The 19,191-nt window shown below is 39.5% G+C and carries 28 protein-coding genes; 25 read left to right on the top strand and 3 right to left on the bottom strand.

The genetic code is table 11. The features are described 5' to 3' along the window. Nucleotides 1–21: 21 nt before the first annotated feature. Both BN999_RS00125 and BN999_RS00130 read left to right on the top strand, forming a co-directional pair. Complete coding sequence (locus BN999_RS00125) at nt 22–864, top strand: DegV family protein (protein WP_096269364.1); 843 nt, start codon at nt 22–24, stop codon at nt 862–864. A gap of 77 nt (nt 865–941) precedes the next feature. After that, a complete protein-coding gene (locus BN999_RS00130) occupies nt 942–1,370 on the top strand; it encodes a hypothetical protein (RefSeq protein ID WP_096269365.1) in 429 nt (142 codons plus the stop codon). A 31-nt stretch (nt 1,371–1,401) separates the two neighbouring features. On the opposite strand, the gene BN999_RS00135 is transcribed toward BN999_RS00130, so the two are convergent. After that, nucleotides 1,402–2,754, bottom strand: a complete 1,353-nt coding sequence (locus tag BN999_RS00135) for a recombinase family protein (RefSeq protein ID WP_096269366.1) — start codon at nt 2,752–2,754, stop codon at nt 1,402–1,404. A gap of 14 nt (nt 2,755–2,768) precedes the next feature. Continuing rightward, nucleotides 2,769–3,437 (bottom strand): helix-turn-helix domain-containing protein, encoded by a 669-nt coding sequence (locus BN999_RS00140; RefSeq protein WP_096269367.1) that lies wholly within the window; start codon nt 3,435–3,437, stop codon nt 2,769–2,771. 180 nt (nt 3,438–3,617) lie between these two features. Between BN999_RS00140 and BN999_RS00145 the strand changes: the two genes are divergently transcribed. The 6 genes from BN999_RS00145 to BN999_RS20385 all read left to right on the top strand — a co-directional run bounded on the left by BN999_RS00145 (nt 3,618) and on the right by BN999_RS20385 (nt 5,125). Beyond that, on the top strand, nt 3,618–3,830 hold the full coding sequence (locus BN999_RS00145) for a helix-turn-helix domain-containing protein (RefSeq protein WP_096269368.1): 213 nt from the start codon (nt 3,618–3,620) through the stop codon (nt 3,828–3,830). Nucleotides 3,831–3,850: 20 nt separating this feature from the next. Then, nucleotides 3,851–4,030, top strand: a complete 180-nt coding sequence (locus BN999_RS00150; protein WP_096269369.1) for a hypothetical protein — start codon at nt 3,851–3,853, stop codon at nt 4,028–4,030. Nucleotides 4,031–4,036: 6 nt separating this feature from the next. Beyond that, nucleotides 4,037–4,273: a hypothetical protein gene (locus BN999_RS00155; RefSeq protein ID WP_096269370.1), complete on the top strand. Its 237-nt coding sequence runs from the start codon at nt 4,037–4,039 to the stop codon at nt 4,271–4,273. Beyond that, complete coding sequence (locus BN999_RS00160; RefSeq protein WP_096269371.1) at nt 4,273–4,545, top strand: hypothetical protein; 273 nt, start codon at nt 4,273–4,275, stop codon at nt 4,543–4,545. The genes BN999_RS00155 and BN999_RS00160 overlap by 1 nt, the downstream gene beginning before the upstream one ends. Before the next feature lie 88 nt (nt 4,546–4,633). Next, nucleotides 4,634–4,837: a hypothetical protein gene (locus tag BN999_RS00165; RefSeq protein WP_096269372.1), complete on the top strand. Its 204-nt coding sequence runs from the start codon at nt 4,634–4,636 to the stop codon at nt 4,835–4,837. Between the two features lie 144 nt (nt 4,838–4,981). Then, nucleotides 4,982–5,125 carry a hypothetical protein gene (locus BN999_RS20385; protein ID WP_176481816.1) on the top strand — a complete coding sequence of 48 codons (144 nt, stop codon included), beginning with the start codon at nt 4,982–4,984 and terminating at the stop codon, nt 5,123–5,125. A 182-nt stretch (nt 5,126–5,307) separates the two neighbouring features. On the opposite strand, the gene BN999_RS21185 is transcribed toward BN999_RS20385, so the two are convergent. Then, the gene (locus BN999_RS21185) at nt 5,308–5,433 is read right to left on the bottom strand and encodes a DUF2933 domain-containing protein (protein WP_141249027.1); all 126 of its coding nucleotides are present in this window, start codon (nt 5,431–5,433) and stop codon (nt 5,308–5,310) included. A 38-nt stretch (nt 5,434–5,471) separates the two neighbouring features. Here BN999_RS21185 and BN999_RS20265 point away from each other — a divergent pair, with 38 nt between their 5' ends. The 17 genes from BN999_RS20265 to BN999_RS00245 all read left to right on the top strand — a co-directional run bounded on the left by BN999_RS20265 (nt 5,472) and on the right by BN999_RS00245 (nt 19,189). After that, nucleotides 5,472–5,918, top strand: a complete 447-nt coding sequence (locus tag BN999_RS20265) for a hypothetical protein (RefSeq protein ID WP_141249028.1) — start codon at nt 5,472–5,474, stop codon at nt 5,916–5,918. Next, entirely contained in the window at nt 5,915–7,090 is a 1,176-nt protein-coding gene (locus tag BN999_RS00180) for a DUF2800 domain-containing protein (RefSeq protein WP_096269374.1), read from the top strand. The genes BN999_RS20265 and BN999_RS00180 overlap by 4 nt, the downstream gene beginning before the upstream one ends. Before the next feature lie 89 nt (nt 7,091–7,179). After that, nucleotides 7,180–7,965 carry a DUF2815 family protein gene (locus BN999_RS00185; protein WP_096269544.1) on the top strand — a complete coding sequence of 262 codons (786 nt, stop codon included), beginning with the start codon at nt 7,180–7,182 and terminating at the stop codon, nt 7,963–7,965. Beyond that, complete coding sequence (locus tag BN999_RS00190; protein ID WP_217988452.1) at nt 7,965–9,944, top strand: DNA polymerase; 1,980 nt, start codon at nt 7,965–7,967, stop codon at nt 9,942–9,944. The genes BN999_RS00185 and BN999_RS00190 overlap by 1 nt, the downstream gene beginning before the upstream one ends. 11 nt (nt 9,945–9,955) lie before the next feature. Next, nucleotides 9,956–10,183 (top strand): IDEAL domain-containing protein, encoded by a 228-nt coding sequence (locus BN999_RS00195; RefSeq protein WP_096269376.1) that lies wholly within the window; start codon nt 9,956–9,958, stop codon nt 10,181–10,183. 69 nt (nt 10,184–10,252) lie between these two features. Beyond that, on the top strand, nt 10,253–10,399 hold the full coding sequence (locus BN999_RS20390; protein ID WP_176481817.1) for a hypothetical protein: 147 nt from the start codon (nt 10,253–10,255) through the stop codon (nt 10,397–10,399). Next, nucleotides 10,396–11,055, top strand: coding sequence for a sigma factor (locus tag BN999_RS00200; protein WP_096269377.1), 660 nt, complete (start codon nt 10,396–10,398; stop codon nt 11,053–11,055). The genes BN999_RS20390 and BN999_RS00200 overlap by 4 nt, the downstream gene beginning before the upstream one ends. Before the next feature lie 157 nt (nt 11,056–11,212). Continuing rightward, nucleotides 11,213–11,602: a hypothetical protein gene (locus BN999_RS00205; protein WP_096269378.1), complete on the top strand. Its 390-nt coding sequence runs from the start codon at nt 11,213–11,215 to the stop codon at nt 11,600–11,602. A 36-nt stretch (nt 11,603–11,638) separates the two neighbouring features. Beyond that, nucleotides 11,639–11,881, top strand: coding sequence for a hypothetical protein (locus BN999_RS00210; RefSeq protein WP_096269379.1), 243 nt, complete (start codon nt 11,639–11,641; stop codon nt 11,879–11,881). After that, entirely contained in the window at nt 11,881–12,825 is a 945-nt protein-coding gene (locus BN999_RS00215) for an HNH endonuclease signature motif containing protein (RefSeq protein ID WP_096269380.1), read from the top strand. The genes BN999_RS00210 and BN999_RS00215 overlap by 1 nt, the downstream gene beginning before the upstream one ends. An 11-nt stretch (nt 12,826–12,836) precedes the next feature. Beyond that, nucleotides 12,837–13,001 carry a hypothetical protein gene (locus tag BN999_RS20395; RefSeq protein WP_176481818.1) on the top strand — a complete coding sequence of 55 codons (165 nt, stop codon included), beginning with the start codon at nt 12,837–12,839 and terminating at the stop codon, nt 12,999–13,001. Nucleotides 13,002–13,012: 11 nt separating this feature from the next. Continuing rightward, entirely contained in the window at nt 13,013–13,339 is a 327-nt protein-coding gene (locus BN999_RS00220) for a nucleoside triphosphate pyrophosphohydrolase family protein (protein WP_096269381.1), read from the top strand. After that, nucleotides 13,326–13,730: a hypothetical protein gene (locus tag BN999_RS00225; RefSeq protein ID WP_096269382.1), complete on the top strand. Its 405-nt coding sequence runs from the start codon at nt 13,326–13,328 to the stop codon at nt 13,728–13,730. The genes BN999_RS00220 and BN999_RS00225 overlap by 14 nt, the downstream gene beginning before the upstream one ends. A 137-nt stretch (nt 13,731–13,867) precedes the next feature. Next, nucleotides 13,868–14,797: an AAA family ATPase gene (locus BN999_RS00230; RefSeq protein ID WP_096269383.1), complete on the top strand. Its 930-nt coding sequence runs from the start codon at nt 13,868–13,870 to the stop codon at nt 14,795–14,797. Nucleotides 14,798–14,805: 8 nt separating this feature from the next. Next, nucleotides 14,806–17,229: a virulence-associated E family protein gene (locus BN999_RS00235; RefSeq protein ID WP_096269384.1), complete on the top strand. Its 2,424-nt coding sequence runs from the start codon at nt 14,806–14,808 to the stop codon at nt 17,227–17,229. A 306-nt stretch (nt 17,230–17,535) separates the two neighbouring features. Beyond that, nucleotides 17,536–17,823 carry a VRR-NUC domain-containing protein gene (locus tag BN999_RS00240; protein WP_096269385.1) on the top strand — a complete coding sequence of 96 codons (288 nt, stop codon included), beginning with the start codon at nt 17,536–17,538 and terminating at the stop codon, nt 17,821–17,823. After that, nucleotides 17,813–19,189 carry a DEAD/DEAH box helicase gene (locus BN999_RS00245; protein WP_096269386.1) on the top strand — a complete coding sequence of 459 codons (1,377 nt, stop codon included), beginning with the start codon at nt 17,813–17,815 and terminating at the stop codon, nt 19,187–19,189. The genes BN999_RS00240 and BN999_RS00245 overlap by 11 nt, the downstream gene beginning before the upstream one ends. The last annotated feature ends 2 nt before the right edge of the window (nt 19,190–19,191 follow it).

A 19,191-nucleotide genomic window follows, 5' to 3' on the forward strand; every position in this document is an offset into this window, starting at 1 on the left:
AATTTAGGGGGAGAAGTTGGAATGAAGGTAGCTGTAATGTCTGACAGTACAGCGTATATCCCTGAAGATATGCGTAAGGCTTATGGGATACATATGATTCCTCTTAGTGTAAATTTTGGGGATGAAACGTATCAAGAAGAAGTTGATATTACCTCTGAAGAATTTTATCACAAGATAAAAGAAGTAAAAGAACTACCAACTACATCACAGCCAGCTATTGGACTTTTTACGGAAAAATTAGAAGAACTCAGTAAAGAGTACGATGCTGTAATTTCTATACATCTGTCTAGTGGAATAAGCGGTACATATCAAGCTGCAGTTAGCGCTGGTGATATGGTAGAAGGCATCGATATGTACGCTTTTGATTCGGAAATAAGTTGTATGGCTCAAGGATTCTTTGCACTTGAGGCTGCTGAAATGGCGAAGGAAAATAAATCTGCTGAGGAAATTATGGATCGTCTGAACGAAATGAAGAAAACGATGCATGGCTATTTTGTAGTAGATGATTTAACCAACCTGCAACGTGGTGGTAGATTAAGCAGCGCTCAAGCACTTATGGGAAGCCTATTACAGGTAAAACCAGTATTACATTTTGTAGATAAAGTGATCGTTCCATTTGAAAAGATTCGTACCCGTAAAAAGGCAATTAATCGAGTAATGGGTCTTGTGGAAGAAGATGCGAAAGCTGGAAAGGTTGCAAGAGTAGCATTTATTCATGCAAATGATGAAGAAAGTGCTTTAAATTTACGAGATGAGTTTAATGAAAAATACCCTAATGTTGAAACTTCAATAAGTTACTTTGGCCCGGTTATCGGTACACATCTTGGGGAAGGCGCAGTAGGAGTTTGTTGGTATTATAAATAAGCAATCATTTTTAATATTATATCTATTTGACTGCCAGTTATCTGGCAGTCTATATCATATAGAAAGTGAGTGATTTAATGACAATAGTAAACCCACTTGATGAAATATCCTCTCAAAACCTCCGTCAATATGCAGGTAAATTATTACTCCAGAATGAAATTCCACCTGAACTTACTTTTCATTTTACGAAAATCCCATCCATTAAACGAAAGCTTACTAGAAATGAATGCCAGAGATGTGGTAATCAAAAGAGAGTCCTGTTTGGAACTATCCCTTGTGCAAAGTGCCAACAATCCCATCTATACTGTAGAAATTGTGTAGCAATGGGTAGAGTGATGGAATGTGAACCACTCTATTTTTGGGAAGTCGAGGATACAAATTGGACTAGCTATGATTCCCCATTAAGTTGGAAGGGTACATTAACAAATGCCCAGCAAAGAGCCTCTGATCAACTCGTTTCCACTATTCAAGAAGGTAAGAAGGAATTCCTGATTTGGGCAGTATGACTAGCCGAAAATGAAAACAGAGAAAAAGACATTAAAATGCCCATTCGATTTCAATGTCTTCTCCGTTAATAATTATTTGTTTAACAAGCTTTTGAATAGTTGCTTGTCGGGTGTTGAAATTTGCATCCTTTATTTGGATAACTAGATCATGTAACTCTTCCGCTGATATCTCTTCTTCAGCGGATTCTTCTTTTTGTCGAAGTAAGAGGCGTTCTTTCTCAGCATTTAAAATATCTATTTGTTTATCTAAGGCTTCTCTTTCAAATTTTCCAATAGCATACAGACCTATAATACGTTCAATCTTCTCGTTAACTTTGCTAAGCTGAGCTTTATAATTTATTGCGGGTTTGGCTTTTTCCTCTTTTTCCTTACCGAGTGTTAGGTGTTGAAGTTCTTCAAAAATGATATTTTCTAACTTTGAACCATTCCAAGTTTTATTCATGCACTTCTCCGGGTATTCAGAAGGAAATCTTCTAGCTCTACATATGTAGTAGCGGTATTTTTTACCCTTATTATTTCCTGATTTACCGCTTACCGCATAGGTAAGGTAAGATTCTCCACAACAAGCACACGTGATTAATCCTGATAATAAGCTTTCTTTTGCTTTATGGGCATTGTGTCCTTTATGTCGTCCCAATAATGCCTGAACTCGATTAAATTGCTCTTCAGTAATGATTGGTTCATGAACCCCTTTGAAATGTTCTCCTGCAAAGCTCACGTAACCGATATACAGTTTATTAGACAATATGTCACGATACCGTCTAAAACGCCATACAGGGTATCCTATGAGCTTTAATTCCTTCTGGACTTTGGATATGGAGTGGTATTGTTCGTAGAGGTCGAAAGCTTTTTGTATGTGGTCTTTTTCATCCGGTTTAATGATAAGTTTTCCATCTTCGCGTTTATATCCGGCAGGGTCATAATCTCCGCCCATAGCAGCATAACCTTCTTGTGCCCTTTTAATGTGTCCATTTCGCATACGTTCTGCAATGTTTTCTCTTTCCAGTTGAGCAAATACAGAAAGAATTCCAATCATAGCACGTCCAAACGGTGTGGATGTATCTAAAGTTTCAGTAATGGATACAAATTCAACATCATTCTTCAAGAAACTATCCTCAATTAATTCCATGGTATCTCGTTGTGATCTGGATAGCCTGTCCAACTTATAAACGATTACGACATCTATATTGTTTATTTCTCTAAGCATACGCTGTAATTCTGGTCTGTCCGTATTAGATCCACTGTAACCTCCATCTATGTAAAAATCGTGTATATCCCAGCCCTTTGACTTACAATATGCTTCTAAACGCTCTTTTTGGGTAGGGATACTATAGTTCTCTATTTGTTCCTTAGTAGATACTCGAATATACAGAGCTGCTTTCATGAAGTATCCCTCCCTTAATATTGTTTAAATGCGCCGATAACTTTTCCAATGATAGTGAATTCTGTTGATTCTAAATTAATCACTTCAGGATAGAAGGTTTCATCTGTACTCATTGGTATTAATGTAACCAGGTTATCTTTACAATGAATCTTTTTAACGGTGGCTTCGTGTCCGTTGACAAGTACAGCAGCTATTTCTCCATTCTCAACATTTAAGTCGCGGTCAACTAAGACAAAACTGCCGTTTTCAAATTCACGATTCATACTTTCCCCTTTAATTTTCAAATAAAAAACATTTCTGTCTTGGAGTTTCATCAAAGGTGGAGCTGGAGCATAACCAAGAATATTTTGTTCAGCTAAAATAGGGGTTCCGGCAGCTATAGTCCCTATAATCGGTATTTCTCCATTAACTTTATAAGTAGTAGGTTCTTCAGCAACAACATCGCTAAAGCCGATTAATTCATTAACACCTACGCCAAAATAAGCAGCAAGAAAACTTGCATTTATGGAAGATGCATCTTTACCATTTTCATATTTTGATAACATACCTTTACTGAATTTTGCACCCTTATCTCCAAATTGATCATTTAACTCCTCTGCTAGCTTTTCTAAAGTTAATTTAGATCCATCCTTAGCTTTTCTCTGTTCTCGTAATCTCTTTAAATTATCTGCAAAACTGTTCATTTCTCGTTTCCCCTTTGTTTTTTCTACAATTATTTTCTAAAAACTATTATATAGGAAACGTTTCGACAAAGCAACATTTGTTTGAAAAAATAGTACAAAAGTAGTTGACATCGAAACTTTTCTAATTTAATATAGGGGTACATCAAGTTTCTATCTCGAAACATAAAGGAAGGTGAGGGAATGGCAGGGTATAACAAATTTAAAGGGCTTCTTGTAGAATTAGGTATTAGACAAACCGAAATCGCTGATTTGCTAGGGATGAATAGAAGTAGTTTAAACTCTATTCTGAATGGGCAGGGAAGGGATTTTAAGGTCAGTGAAGTACGTACAATTTGTGAACATCTGAATATTAGTCCAGAGGTTTATTTTTTTAATCAAAAGGTTTCTAATTAGAAACTCATAGAGGTGGAGTGATGATAAAAATAACAAGTATTGAATTAGACGGGCATCAGATTTCAGTTCCAGCTGGTCTAAGCGAGTTACTAGCCAACGGTAACGGGTGGGGTACTAAACAAGAAAAATTACACGTTGGGTATTCTCGGGAAGTTGTGAAACGTGACGGGAAGCTAATAACCGTTTTAAGAAAGAGGTGAAAGTGAGTGTCTCAAGAAGAGTTGGAATCATACCGTGAAAGGTTAAACGAAATCAAACAAGGAAGTAGCGTTCTAAAAGTTGGAAGGTTAGAAGTGCTGATGAAGGATCTAGTGGGAACTTACAATATTCCGAGTTATCCCAGTATTGTTTTCGGAGATTACCGAAAAGTGAATCCAGAAGTAACTGATTTGTATTTAGAAGTTGTAGGTGAGTTATTCAATATGAGGGGGTGGATGGGGTAATGGCCATTCAAGATCACTACCTAACGGAAGACTTAGACCAGTTAACGGACCATCTTGAGAACCTACATAAATCATGCATGGGAATTTTAGAATCTGCAATTTCTGCAGATTTTACTGTAACCGATAAGCACCAGGTATCCATTCAACAATCACTTCGGGTGATCTTGGCTCTTCACAACAAGAAATTAAAACATGATGAGTTTGAGCTATTGAACAATGGTATTTATGCAAGAAAGGGATGGTATAAGGATGAAACATTTAACAAATCCTGATTACTTTTTCCCGGTTGTAACTTTAGCGGTGTGGATTTGGGTAGCGTTTAGTGTTTGAGAAAAAGTGCGCTGAAAGGGAGGAATTACTTTGAGTAGTGATGCAAGAGAAATGGTAGAAGGGTACGAGGATATAGCAAGAGATATTCAGGGATTTCTTTGGGAAGGTAAACCTTTCAAAAGCAATAAAATTGAACGCTCGAAAGAAGAATTGGAGAATTTTCTAGAAGGGATACGAAAAGAGTGTTGGGATAACTATGATACTGGGGCTCGCAGTTTAGGTTGGAAAAAATAACACACAGTTCGGAGAAAGAGGGTGAGTACATGAACAAAGAAAAAGCAGTTTGGTTTTTATATGGTGTCATCCTGTTTCTAGGCATCTTATCTTTTACCAGTCTTACCATTGCAGCTATTGAAGTTCTTAAGTAGGAGGAGGGCAATGTTCAAAATTTTTACTGGGAAACCAGATGCGGTGGAAATGAAATTAAGTAATTTCTTCATGGATGATAGCTTAATTAAATCGATTTACATGTCATCTAGAGCAGATGGAACAATTGTAGTCTTGGTCCATTACGGCTATTAGAAGTTTACTAGCTTGAGAGGAGGTGAGAAGAATGCTAGAACGCTACCTAGTGGTAATCGAAGAAGGAGAAGGGCACTTAACTGATGACCGCGTTACTATGATGGAACTTGAATCAAGTGTAAGAGAGTTCGTTGGAAAGGTTGCAGCTAACAATTATTCCTTACATGAAGCACCTCAAAAAATTAAACGAATTTACAAAGTCGATTTAGTGTATGGGAGAATTCATGAAGTAGAACCAGTATTAGAAGATATGAAAATAGTACTAAAGAAAAAACCCACTGACGGCAATCAGTGAGTAAGAAAAACATATTCACTATCAATATAACACGAGAGGGGAAATTTGGAAATGGAAATTAAAGTGACTATCAATGCACCAGGTCTTGAAGGTGCTATCCATACACTGGCTCAAGTTCTAGCAAACTATGAATTGCCAGTAAATATACCAGGTTCAGAAGTAGTTGAACAACCTAAACAGGAGGTACAAGCTCCGCAACCAGTACAACAAGCGCCAGTTCAACAACCGGTACCGACTCAACAACCGCCACAGCAAGCACCTGTTCAGCAACCACCGGTACAACAAGAGGTTCCGCAACAAGCAGCAGTTCCAACTAGCAATCCTACATACAGTATGGATCAGTTGGCAGTAGCAGCTACTCAATTAATGGACGCGGGCAGACGTGATGATGTGGTGAATCTAATTACTTCATTTGGTGTACAAGCGTTAACTGCTTTACCTCAGGAGCAATACGGGGCCTTTGCAACAAGACTTCGTGAACTAGGGGCAAAGATATGAGTAACGGCATAAACCACTCTGAGAGGGCTCACGCATTATTATCTGCAAGTGCTTCTAACAGATGGCTTAATTGCACGCCCTCCGTGAGATTGGAAGAACAGTTTGAAGATAAAGGATCTACTTATGCTGCAGAAGGAACACTAGCGCATGAGATTGCTGAGTTAAAGCTTCGTAAGTATTTCACTGAGCCAATGGCGCAAAGCACATATACCAGAAGGCTTAACAAGTTTAAAAAACATGAGTTGTTCCAGGATGAAATGCTGAAGCATACAGACACTTACCTGGACTATTTAAAAGAGATTTTCCTAAGCAAAGCTACTACGCCTTATGTAGCAGTTGAAAAACGTGTCAATTACAGCGCGTATGCTCCAGAAGGTTTCGGTACCGTGGACTGCGTTATCATCGGTGGCGATACGTTGCATGTAAATGACTTCAAATATGGAAAGGGGGTGCCTGTAAGTGCTGAGGACAACTCTCAGTTAAAATTATATGCCCTTGGCGCATATTTAGAATATGGATTCTTGTATTCTTTCAAAAAAATTCACCTTTCCATCGTACAACCTCGTCTTGATAGTATTTCAGAATACGAGATGAGTTTAGAAGATTTACTTGCTTGGGGCGATGAGATTAAACCTATAGCAGAAAAAGCATTTAAAGGTGAAGGTGATTTTAATCCAGGAGAACATTGCAAGTTTTGTAAGGCTAAGGCAGTTTGTCGAGCTCGTGCAGATCACTTCTTGGAATTGGATGGATTTAAGAAGATGCAGCCTCCTTTAATCAGTAATGATGAGGTTGGTCAGATCCTTGAAAAGGGACTTGAGATTGAGTCCTGGATAAAAGCATTAAAAGATTATGCGCTTACGGAAAGCCTGAAAGGTAATGAGGTTTCAGGTTGGAAGGCTGTAGAAGGTAGAGGTACACGAAGCTATGTAGATATTGACAAGGCTTTTGCGCATCTTCAGGAAAATGGAATTGATGAAGCAATTCTATTTGAACGGGTACCGTTAACCATTCCTAAGCTTGAAAAAGAGCTTGGTAAAAAAGAGTATAAGAGTTTACTAGAAGAGCCAGGACTTGTATCCAAAACACCAGGTAAACCGACTCTTGCAAAAGCTTCAGACAAGCGTAAGGCAATTACTAATGAAGTGTCTGCAGAGGATGATTTTAAGTAGTGGGAGATATTGCAGATTATCACGTTGAACAATATGCCTCTGGAAGATGGGGCTTGCCACACAATAACTATCAAGGGAGAAATGTAAACATGGAAAATAATACGCGCGTTGTAACAGGTGAAGTTCGTTTTAGTTTTATCAATCTATTAAAGCCTCGTGCTAATCAATTTGGCGGGGAAGAAAAGTATAGTGTAACAATTCTGCTTCCTAAATCTGACGTAGCAACAAAACAAAAAATTGATGCTGCTATCGAAGCTGCTAAGCAAAAAGGTAAAACAGGTAATTGGAATGGGGTTATTCCTCCTAACGTAGCAGTTCCTATCCATGATGGTGACGGTGTAAAACCTTCAGATGGAATGCCTTTTGGTCTAGAGTGTAAAGGTCATTGGGTATTTACTGCAACAACTGGATTGGATTACCCGCCTAAATTAGTAGGTCCGGATCTAAATCCAATAATGGATGCTACAGAAGTTTACAGCGGTATGTACGGACGTATCTCTATTAATTTCAGTCCTTATAGCTTTGCAGGTAAAAAGGGTGTTGGTTGCTATATCAGCACAAACGTACAAAAGACTCGTGACGGTGAGCCTTTAGGTGCGTCTGCTCCAGCTGCAGGTGATGACTTTGGCGGAGGACAAGTACCTCCTCAGCAACCGCAGTACCAACAAGCTCCACCGCAACAAGGTTATGGTCAGCCTCAGTATCAACAGGCACCGCCTCAACAGGGCTTTGGTCAACCACAACAAGGTTACCAACAACCACCGGTGCAACAACCTAATTATGGTCAACCTGCACCTCAGGGGCAACCACCACAACAGCAACAATTTGACCCTATCACTGGCCAACCATTAAACGGTGGCGTGTATGGGATATGATTCGCACATTAAATATTGATATTGAAACTTATTCTTCAGTGGACATCAAGAAAGCGGGATTGTACAAGTACGTACAGTCCCCTGATTTTGAAATAATACTATTCGGCTACTCGGTTAATGGGGATCCAACAAAAATAGTTGATCTAGCGCAAGGGGAAGTTGTCCCATCTGATATAGTCTATGCTCTCCACGATCCAAATATAACCAAACACGGATATAATGCAGCGTTCGAGTGGTACTGCTTAAGTAAATTTTTAGGTCGGGAGCCTATCTCGTGGGTAGACCAGTGGAGAGATACTATGCTTCACGGGATGTATTGTGGCTTTACTGCCGGACTAGATGCTACTGCAAGAGCAGTAGGTTTACCTCAAGATAAGCAAAAAATGAGTGTAGGTAAAGCTCTTATCAAGTTGTTCTGTACGCCTACGAAACCAACTAAGAAAAATGGGAATCGAACCAGGACTTTGCCTCATCATGAACCAGAAAAGTGGGAGTTATTTAAAGAGTATTGCATCCAGGACGTTGAAGTAGAAAAAGCAATTGAAAAAAAGCTATCCAACTTTCCAGTTCCAGAACAAGAGGAAAAGCTTTGGCAACTGGATCAGAAGATAAATGCTACTGGAGTAAAAGTGGACCAGGAGTTAATTGACGGGGCGCTATACATAGATGACTTGTCAACGGCTCAATTAACAGAAGAAGCAGTGAAAATTACAGGCCTTGCTAATCCGAATAGCGCAGCACAATTAAGAGGTTGGCTAGAAGAACAAGGTATTAAAGTAGAGAACTTACAAAAAGCAACGGTAGAACAACTAGTAGAAGAAACAGAAGGAAAGGTAAAAAGGGCATTAGAGATTCGCCAGGAGCTTTCCAAAACAAGCATTAAGAAGTACGTGGCCATGAAAGAAGCAGTCGGGCAAGATGGTCGAGTTAGAGGACTACTTCAGTTTTACGGGGCTAACCGTACTGGAAGATGGGCGGGGCGCTTGGTTCAAGTTCAGAACCTTCCGAGAAATTACTTGGAAACCCTTGGCCATGCTAGACAACTGGTCAAAGACAAAAAGGATGAAGCGTTAAAACTCATATATGGCAATGTGCCTGATACTCTTTCTCAGCTTATTAGAACGGCTTTTGTTCCAAGTGAAGGAAACCTATTACTCATCTCTGACTTCTCTGCTATTGAAGCTAGGGTAATCGCTTGGCTAGCTCATGAACAATGGAGACTGGATGTATTTGCAACTCATGGAAAGATATATGAAGCTTCGGCATCTCAAATGTTTGGAGTGCCGATTGAGTTAATTAAAAAAGGTAATCCGGAATATGAGCTTAGGCAAAAAGGGAAAGTTGCTGAACTTGCTCTAGGTTACCAAGGTGGAAGCGGTGCATTAATCAGTATGGGAGCCTTAAACATGGGTCTATCTGAAGAAGAGCTTCCGGATATTGTAAAGCGTTGGAGATCCTCAAATAGAAGAATTCAAGATTTATGGTACAGCCTAGAAAATGCAGCACTTGCAGTTATGCGTACCGGGCAACCAGTAGGAGTAAAGGGGTTAATCCTTGCTAGGGAAAGCGATATTATGAACGGTTTAGACTTTTTAACTATCACTCTACCAAGTGGAAGAAAGCTTTATTATGTGAAACCTTTTCTTGCTGAGAATGATTTCGGGAAAGAAGCAGTTAACTATTGGGGATTAGACCAAACAACTAGGAAATGGACTAAAGTTTCTTCCTATGGCGGGAAGTTTACGGAGAATGTGGTACAAGCCATTGCAAGAGATTGCCTGGCAGTGACGTTAGAAAGATTACATGAAGCTGGTTATCAAACCATTATGCATATTCATGATGAAGTTGTCCTGGATGTACCAAGAGAACTTGCAGACTTAGAAACAGTGGAAAACATTATGAAGCAAGATATTAGTTGGGCTCCCGGACTTCCGTTAAACGCTGATGGTTTTGTATCGGATTATTATATGAAAGATTAGGAGGGGTAAACATGTACAATGATTCATTTGATGCTTTAATAAGCGCTTGGGCACGCTCATTAGTAAAAGACTTGAATAAAAGGCAACCAACTTATGAAGAACTTGAATACAATTGCGAAACCTCCATTACGGATGAGGATATGCTACGTATCCAAATTGATGGGGCTATTGACTCCGGGAACAAAGAGTTGTTCTTACAACTCACTGATCAGTTGAAAAGTTGTGTGGGATATGGCTAGACCACGGACAAGGTTTACTGAGGAAGAAAAGCCTACATTTGTAAGTTTTATGAATCAGATGGTCCGGTGATGTTAGCTGATGCTCTTGATAGACCCTATCAAGTTATCCAACGATTATACACTGACTTAGAGAAAAAAGGTCGTTTAGATCATTATATCAATCTCTGGGAAGAACAGTTTAAAGATGTCGAAACAGGAAGTGGGTGGTTTAGATGAAACGTATTAATGGGGAATGGTTGTCCGAGGAAGAGTGTTTTCAGAAACACGGGAAACTAGTGTTTGTTGGTCTAAGAAAATTACTTCCTATTGCAAGGAAAATAGGAGTGGATCCAGAGGATTTAATCAGTGAAGGAAAAATCGGTTTAATCCAAGCATATCGGAAATTTGATGATTCTCTAGGGTTTAAGTTTTCGACTTATGCTGCACGGGCGGTTTACGGTAATGCAATGCGGTTCATTCAGGATAAATCTAAAACAATTAAATTCTCTAGAAAATATTGGGAAGTCGCAAACCGGATAAGAAGAGAGGACTTAATTGAGTTGCCTAAGATGGAAATTGCTGAGAGATTAGGTGTTTCAGAGAAATTAGTAGAGGGTGCACTGGCTAGCGTGACAAGTGTTCACTCTTTGAATAAGAACTCTTTTGAAGATAATGATGTTGCGACATTAGAAGAATTTATTGGGACTCAAGCTGATTTTACAGGCGTGATTGTTCATCAATTTATCTCCGGTTTAAAGCCAAGAGAACGTGAGATTATTGAGCTTCGTTTATTAGGAAAAGGTCAAGTAGAGATAAGTCAAGAGGTCGGTGTTACGCAAACGCATGTAAGCAGGATATTAAAAGGGATTGGAAAACAATACTTAGCAATGTAAGGGAGGCTAAACAGTGGAAGTTATATACGCAAATCCGTGGTGGACAACGCTTTGGATAATCATCATTTTTGGTTGTATTGCATCCATATTTTCAGGCGGTAATAAGGAAGAGTAGAGACAAAATGTGAGGTAAATAAAATTCGAAAGGTTGATGTTTATGAAGAAAAAATTAGTGTTGATTATTGTGAGTTTCATGGCTGTTATTTTAGTGGCTTGTACAGAAGCAGATACCGTAAACCACAACATAGATAAGGCGGCTGACTCCTTTGAAGTTCAAAGACGTATCGTATTTGTAAACGGGATTACCGATAAATATTTGCTAACTATCGAGGGGTTATGTTCCTTAGATACTACGGATGAGAAGAAACTACGCGTGACTTGTAAAGTTGATGACGAACAATATAAAAGGCATTACTTAGGGTTAAGCGATAACGTTAGTTATTTTGTTGAACAAACAGATGCAGCCTATGCAGATCCTTTTCATTACAAAGTTCTATTTCGACCTGAATCTATTATTCCAGATATAGATCTTCAGACAAGCAAATAATTTCAACAGTGAAAAATTAATAAGGAGGATAAAAAAATGAAAAACACATTAGGGGATTTAAACAACCATTTATTTGCTCAGCTAGAACGATTAAATGATGAGGATATAAAAGGCGAAGATCTGAAGGAAGAAATTGAACGTTCGAAAGCAGTCACGGGAATTGCAAAGAACATTATTGATACCGGAAAATTGGTTCTTGATGGGCAGAAGTTCATGGATAGTGACAATCGTATGAATGCAGACGCAAAGCTTCCTAAGATGCTCGAGGGTGGGAAATAGTGTCTCAGAGATACAAATACTCAGATGAAGAAATTGAGTATGTTCGTAAAATTGCCCCTGGTAAATACAACGACGAAATTGCAGCTTTATTCAATGAAAAATTCGGTACTCAAGTAACAGAAAGCCAAATGAAAAGTTTAAAGTCGAATCACAAAATTAAAAGTAATGTTCCTAAGTATAAGCCGGATGAAAATTCGGGACTGTTTACTAAAGAACAAAAGGACTTTATTAAAGCAAACGTAAAGGGTCTGCATAATTACGAACTTGCGGAACTGGTAAATAATATGTTTGGTCTGTCTATTACTGCGCAGCAAATGAACACTTACAAATCGAACCATAACCTATCCAGCGGTTTAGATGGGCGATTCGAAAAAGGAAGTTCCCCTTGGAACAAAGGGAAGAAGGGACTGCAGATAGGTGGTAAGGAAACGCAATTCAAAAAAGGGCAACAACCTAAAAACTATAGACCTGTTGGCAGTGAACGTATTGACAGTAAAGACGGCTACATCCTAATAAAAGTTCAAGACCATGGAACCTATCAAGAAAGATGGCGACATAAGCATGTTGTCGTATGGGAAAAGCATCACGGAAAGAAAGTACCAAAAAACCACGTGATCATGTTTGCAGATAGCAATAAGCAAAACCTAGATTTGGGCAATCTGATTTTAATTTCTCGAAGCGAACTTGCCCGGATGAATCAGCAGGGATTATTTTCAATGGATCCTGAAGTTACGAAAGCAGGTCTTAATTTAGTAAGACTAGGTAATAAAATTATGGACTACGAGTATTTTAGGACGAATCCAGAAGAATTTGAAAGGTACTTAAGGATTGCTAAAACTAATGGTCTAACGGAACAAGGTTTTATGGCGAGATTAAAACGGGGTTGGAGCTTGGAAGAGGCCTTGTATAAACCGAAGCACTATCGAATGAAAAGAAGTGAATAAGGAGTGTTTAAATGCTTATTTCAAAGAGAAAGTTACAGGATGCTGAAAGATTTGCAGTTAAACTGAACAGTTCAGTAAATAATGTGGTTTCAAAGGAAGCCGTGCAACAGCATATCAATTATTTAATCAACCATGTCAAAGTACTTGAAGTGATGAGACGAGATAAGAGTAGATAGGAGGGTTTACTTTGGAATTAAACGATTATCAGGAGCTGTCAGCAAGAACCGCAACAAGACATGATTTGGAACTATTGAATTTCGGTTTGGGGATTTCTGGTGAAGCAGGAGAAGTTGCAGATTTAATTAAGAAATTTTATTTCCATGGACACGATATAGAAATGGATAAGATTAAAAAAGAATTGGGAGATGTACTTTGGTATTTATCCCAGATTGCTAGATTGGCAGGATTAACTCTTGAAGAAGTCGCTCAGGGAAACATTGACAAACTTAAAAGGCGATATCCAGAAGGGTTCTCTGTGGAAGCTAGCATAAAGCGAGTTGATGAAGATGCTTGAGATTGTACAAGGTTCTTTAGACCACTCTAAAGAAGTTATGAAAAAGACTTTATCCATTACTAAACAGAATTTGTCCAATCTTAAGAAGGTCGTTAAGCCCAAGGATCGGACTAAAATGCATAAACAACAAATTAAGGAAATGGAAGCATTGGTGCACTTCTTCAGGGTATCACGAATGCAGCCTGTCTACATTGATAGTATATGCATCAATTATATGTTATATGTCCAACTTATGAAAAAACTTAAAAACTATCAAGTTGAAGAATTCATAGCGGATAACAAGCTAGTTATCTCTTACTCTAATAAATCTACAAAAGGCAGATTTGAACTTTATGACATCTCAGATAAGTTACAAGGATTAAACTTCTTTCCGAAGGCTGTCATACGATGAGAAAGCCTAAATGGACACTGTTGTTTCGTGTTGAAGGTGAACACCAGGTGTACCTCTATGAACCTCTTAGAAAGTACGAGTTAAATGCTAGAAAGCGGCAAGGTTGGAAGGTTATTGCATAGAAAGTAGGTGAGTGTATGTCAAATAAAGCTTTAATGGAGCTAGGGGCTCTTCCAGGAATGATGGCTGTTAAAATGCAAGTGGAACAAATTATACAGCTGAAGAAAATTGCTAAGTTACGGGCGCAACAAGGGCTTAAGAATCAGAATCAATCTAACCATTTAATTTTTACAGGAAGCCCCGGTACCGGTAAAACAACTGCAGCTAGATTAATAGGTGAAGCATTCTCATCCTTAGGCATTTTAAAATCAGAGGACTATAATAATCCTTTTATCGAAATCCACCATGCAGACATTACATCTTCATTGGTGGGTGAAGCAGAGAGAAATATAAAGGATAAGTTTGAAGAAGCAAGAGGCGGGGTTTTATTCATTGATGAGGCTTACGCATTTATAGGCGGTGAAAAGTCTCATAAATCCGGAGAAAAGGTAATTGCCACTATTGTGCAGCTTATGGAAGATTTACGAGAAGAAGTGATGGTTATTATTGCAGGGTACGCAAATGAGATTGATGAATTTTTAGACTCGAATCCTGGACTTCGTTCACGCTTTTCGAATACGGTGCATTTTCCGGATTACTCAGTACCGGACATGCTTCAGATTGCACAGAAAATGTTAACAGATCAAGATTACCAAGCAGACAATGAATACTTAGGAGCCTTGGCTAATCGGTTATGGTTTGAAAAAGATAAAAAGGGTTTCGGGAATGCGCGTACGGTTCGTAACATATTGGAAGAATCGATTCGGATGCATTCCGTGCGAATTGCACAGATGGAGTATCCAAGTCGGGAGGATTTAATGCTTCTTACAAAAGTTGATCTAGAATCAAACAGGCATCACATGTTATCAGAAAAAGAAATCTTACAAAAGGCCATGAAGCAGATGCAAACTAGATTACTAGAGTTTGAGCTTCAGGATATTATTTCACGAAAAAGTACAGTTGAGTAGGTGAGAACATGGCATTACAATATGACAGACAAATAACAATATCCGCTGGGAATAGTCGTAAGGCTACCCAGTGGCCTGCTCAGGTCTTATATTGGTCCGACATGGTAGAAAAGCTGAAGACTGCAGTAAGAGGTAAGGAAACACTGGAAGAGTATCTGAAGCTACCAAAACGTGACCAAGATGAATTAAAAGACGTTGGTGGATTTGTTGGTGGGGAGCTTATCAATAACCGCCGGAAAGCTTCCAACGTAAAGAATAGGGATATTATCACACTTGATTTAGACAATATACCTGCAGGTGGAACAGAGGATATCCTTAGACGTTTAGAAGGCTTAGGGTGTGCCTATGCAACGTACAGTACGCGTAAGCATGAGCCTAATAAACCACGTTTAAGAGTCCTGGTTCCCTTAAGCAGAACAGCTACTGCAGATGAATATGAACCGTTAGCGCGGAAACTAGCTTCTATTATCGGGATGAGTTTTGCAGATCCTACGACTTTTGAAGCTTCAAGACTTATGTATTGGCCAAGTTGTTCATCCAACAGTCAATATGTATTCCATTACGGCGATAAGCCTTTTCTTGATACAGACGCGCTCCTTGCTACCTATGGGGACTGGCGCAACATCCTGGAGTGGCCTCAAGTACCTGGTGCAGGTGAGTCTCATGTAAGACTTGCAGCAAAGCAAGGTAACCCTTTGGAAAAAAGAGGGGTTATAGGAGCGTTCTGTAGACAATATGATATTCATTCTGCTATTGAAACGTTCTTACCTGGCGTATATTTGCCTACAGATGATGGAAGTGGTAGATATACCTTTGTGGATGGCTCAACAGTTGGTGGTGCTGTTATCTATGAGGATGGGTTATTTCTTTATTCCCACCATGCTACGGATCCTTGCAGCGGGAAACTAGTCAATGCGTTTGACCTGGTAAGGCTGCATAAGTATGGAGACTTGGACGATGATGCAAAGCCGGAAACTCCGGTGAATAAATTACCTTCTTTCGTACAAATGGCTTCTTTTGCATTAAATGATGTTGGCGTTGCGAACATCTTAAATCAAGAGCGCTATGAACAAGCAATAGAGGATTTTGGGGCTCCCAACGATACTCCAGCAACGAAAGAGGACTACAACTGGATCCAACAGTTAAAAGTTAGCCCTTCTACTGGACAACCTCAGAAGACCATTGAAAATGCTGCCATTGCGCTAGACGGGGATCCTAATTTAAAGGGCAAGATTAAAATGGATGCCTTTGCCGATACGATTATAGGTGTAGCTCCTTTTCCATGGGCTCCAAGGGAAAAAGAAGAAGGAGAATTCCGTTGGACTGATACGGATGATTCCGGGCTCCGGAGTTACTTAGAGAAGATACTTGGCTTTCGTGTACGTGACATTATAAATGATGCGTTGGTACTTGTTGCTGCAAAGAATCGTTTCAACCCCGTTGCAGACTATTTGAATAGTTTACAGTGGGATGGGGTGAAGCGGTTGGATACTTTATTTATCGAGTATTTAGGGGCTGCAGATACGCCTTATACTCGAGCTGTAACTCGTAAGTCTTTTGTTGCTGCCGTATCCCGTGCCATGCATCCCGGTATTAAATATGACACCATGCCCGTTTTAACTGGTTCTCAAGGACTTGGGAAAACAACTCTTATTCAAAAGATGGGAAAAGCGTGGTTTACCAATAGTATTGAGTCGTTTGAAGGGAAAGAAGCAGCGGAATTGTTGCAAGGTGTTTGGATCGTAGAAATAGGGGAAATGAGTGCTTATAGTAAGTCGGATGTAAACACGATTAAAGGGTTCTTAAGTCGTACAGAGGACCAGTATAGAGCTGCTTATGCACGTAAAACAGAGAAACACCCTAGACGTTGTGTATTCTTTGGTACCAGTAACCGAAATGACTATTTAAAGGATCCTACGGGAGGTAGACGTTTTCTTCCAATTGATGTAGGTATCCAGCAACCGGTTAAAAGTGTTTTCGAACATTTAGATATGGAAGTGGAACAATTGTGGGCGGAGGCCGTGATGTATTGGCGACTAGGCGAGTCCCTATTTCTAACTGGAGAGCTTGCAGAAGAGGCGAAAAGGCAACAGGAAGGACATTCTGAACAAGATCCTTGGGAAAGTGTTATACGTGAATTTGTAGAACGTAAGGTGCCTGTAGATTGGAGTAAAAAGGATATTTCTACTAGGAAACTCTATTGGACAAGTGACTTTGGAACACCTGATACAGAGCTTGTAGAAAGAGACCGGATATGTGCTGCAGAAATCTGGGTGGAGTGTTTCAATGAAAAAGTTAACCGGATGAAGCGGTCGGAAACGATGAGAATTAATGACGTGTTAAACAACATAGAAGGTTGGGAAAAGAAACCGAGTCCTTTTCGATTTGGTCCTTATGGGTTGGTGAAAGGTGGATATTTAAGGGTAAACTAGAACGAATGTTTGTATACTTTGACTGTATACTTTCTACCTGTTTTGTATACGTTGAAAATTTTGGAAATGTATACCTTGTATACTTTAAAAAATAACAAAGTATACGGGAAAGTATACAGGCAAAACCTTTAATATATCTATATTTATTACTATTTGTATACTTTGTATACCTTAAATATATAAAAATAAATAAATAGGTAATATAGGTATTTTAGGCTTATATACGTTATACCTAAATAGCCTAATTTTATACCTATACGTGTACGTGAGAGAAAAAGTATACACCTTGAAAGCGAGGTTTGCGTTTTGAGAGAGAAAGAAATAGAGGAGTATCTCCGTAAAGAAGTTAAAAAAGCCGGAGGCAAAGCATATAAATTTGAGTCACCAGGAAACGATGGTGTACCGGATCGCATAGTTGTGTTTCCAGGAAACAGAATTTATTTCATCGAGTTGAAAGCACCAGGTAAAAAACCTAGACCGTTACAGGTAAAACAGATGCGAGATTTACGAAATTTTGGATGTAAAGCAGATGTGATTGATAGCAAGGAAAAGGTTGATAACTTTATAGAGTTGGTGAAACAGCGTGAAATTTAAACCGCATAGCTACCAACGATACAACATCAATCGAATACTAGGAAGCCCTAATATCGGTCTTTGGTTGGATATGGGACTTGGGAAAACTGTTATCACGTTAACAGCCATCAACGATTTAAAATACAACCGGTTCGCGGTGAATAAAGTCTTGGTTATCGCACCGAAAAAAGTAGCACAGGGCACCTGGACAAACGAAGCTAAGAAGTGGGACCACTTAAAGTTATTACGATTTTCCATTGTGTTAGGATCCCAGGCCAAGAGAATTAAGGCCTTAAACACACCTGCAGATGTGTACATTATCAACCGGGATAACGTGGTATGGCTAGTAGACTATTACAGGAATAGTTGGCCCTTTGACATGGTTGTCCTGGACGAGTCTAGTAGCTTCAAGAATCACAACTCGAAGCGGTTTAAAGCATTGAAACAGATTAAGCCACACATCAAACGACAGGTACAGCTAACCGGCACCCCTTCCCCGAATGGCTTACTGGATATCTGGTCCCAGATTTATTTATTAGACGGTGGCCAGCGATTAGGTAAGACCATCGGAGGATTCCGGGAACGATATTTTGAACCGGATCAACGTAATCGGGACAGAGTTTTCACCTATGCACCGAAAGACGGGGCAGACAACCGAATACACCAACTTATCGGGGATATAGTGGTGAGTATGAAGGCAGAGGATTACATCGAGCTTCCACCGGTTACATACAACACGGTACCGGTAGTCCTGGACGATAAGGCGAAAAAAGCATATGAGAAGTTGGAGAAGGAAATGCTTCTTGAAGTAGACGAAGCGGAAATAACGGCAGCATCAGCTGCAGTACTTGGAAATAAGCTTTTACAGCTTTGTAACGGGGCCGTCTATGACGAGGATAGAAATGCAATCGAGATTCATAACAACAAGATGGAATCCTTCTTGGAGCTAATCGAAGCATTAAACGGATCCCCGGCATTAGTCTTTTATAACTTCCAACATGATAAGAGTCGGATTCAACAAGCCCTGGCCAAAACGAATTTACGAGTACGAGAGTTGAAGACGGCTGAGGATGAAGCGGATTGGAACAACAAAGAGATAGATGTACTTCTTGCACATCCAGCTTCAGCCGGCTACGGATTGAATTTACAAGAGGGTGGAAACCATGTTATCTGGTTTGGTCTGAACTGGAATCTAGAACTCTACCAACAGGCTAATGCGAGATTAGCAAGACAGGGGCAAAAGGAAAAAGTATTCATCCACCGGTTAACCGTTTTAGGAGGGATGGATGAAAACGTAGAGGCAGCACTTGAAAATAAAGCTGCAACACAGGAAAGTCTTTTATCAGCATTGAAGGCAAGAATCGAAAAGGTAAAAGAGGGGGCTTAGCA

It is taken from the genome of Paucisalibacillus globulus, from assembly GCF_900184735.1.
Taxonomy (GTDB): domain Bacteria; phylum Bacillota; class Bacilli; order Bacillales; family Amphibacillaceae; genus Ornithinibacillus; species Ornithinibacillus globulus_B.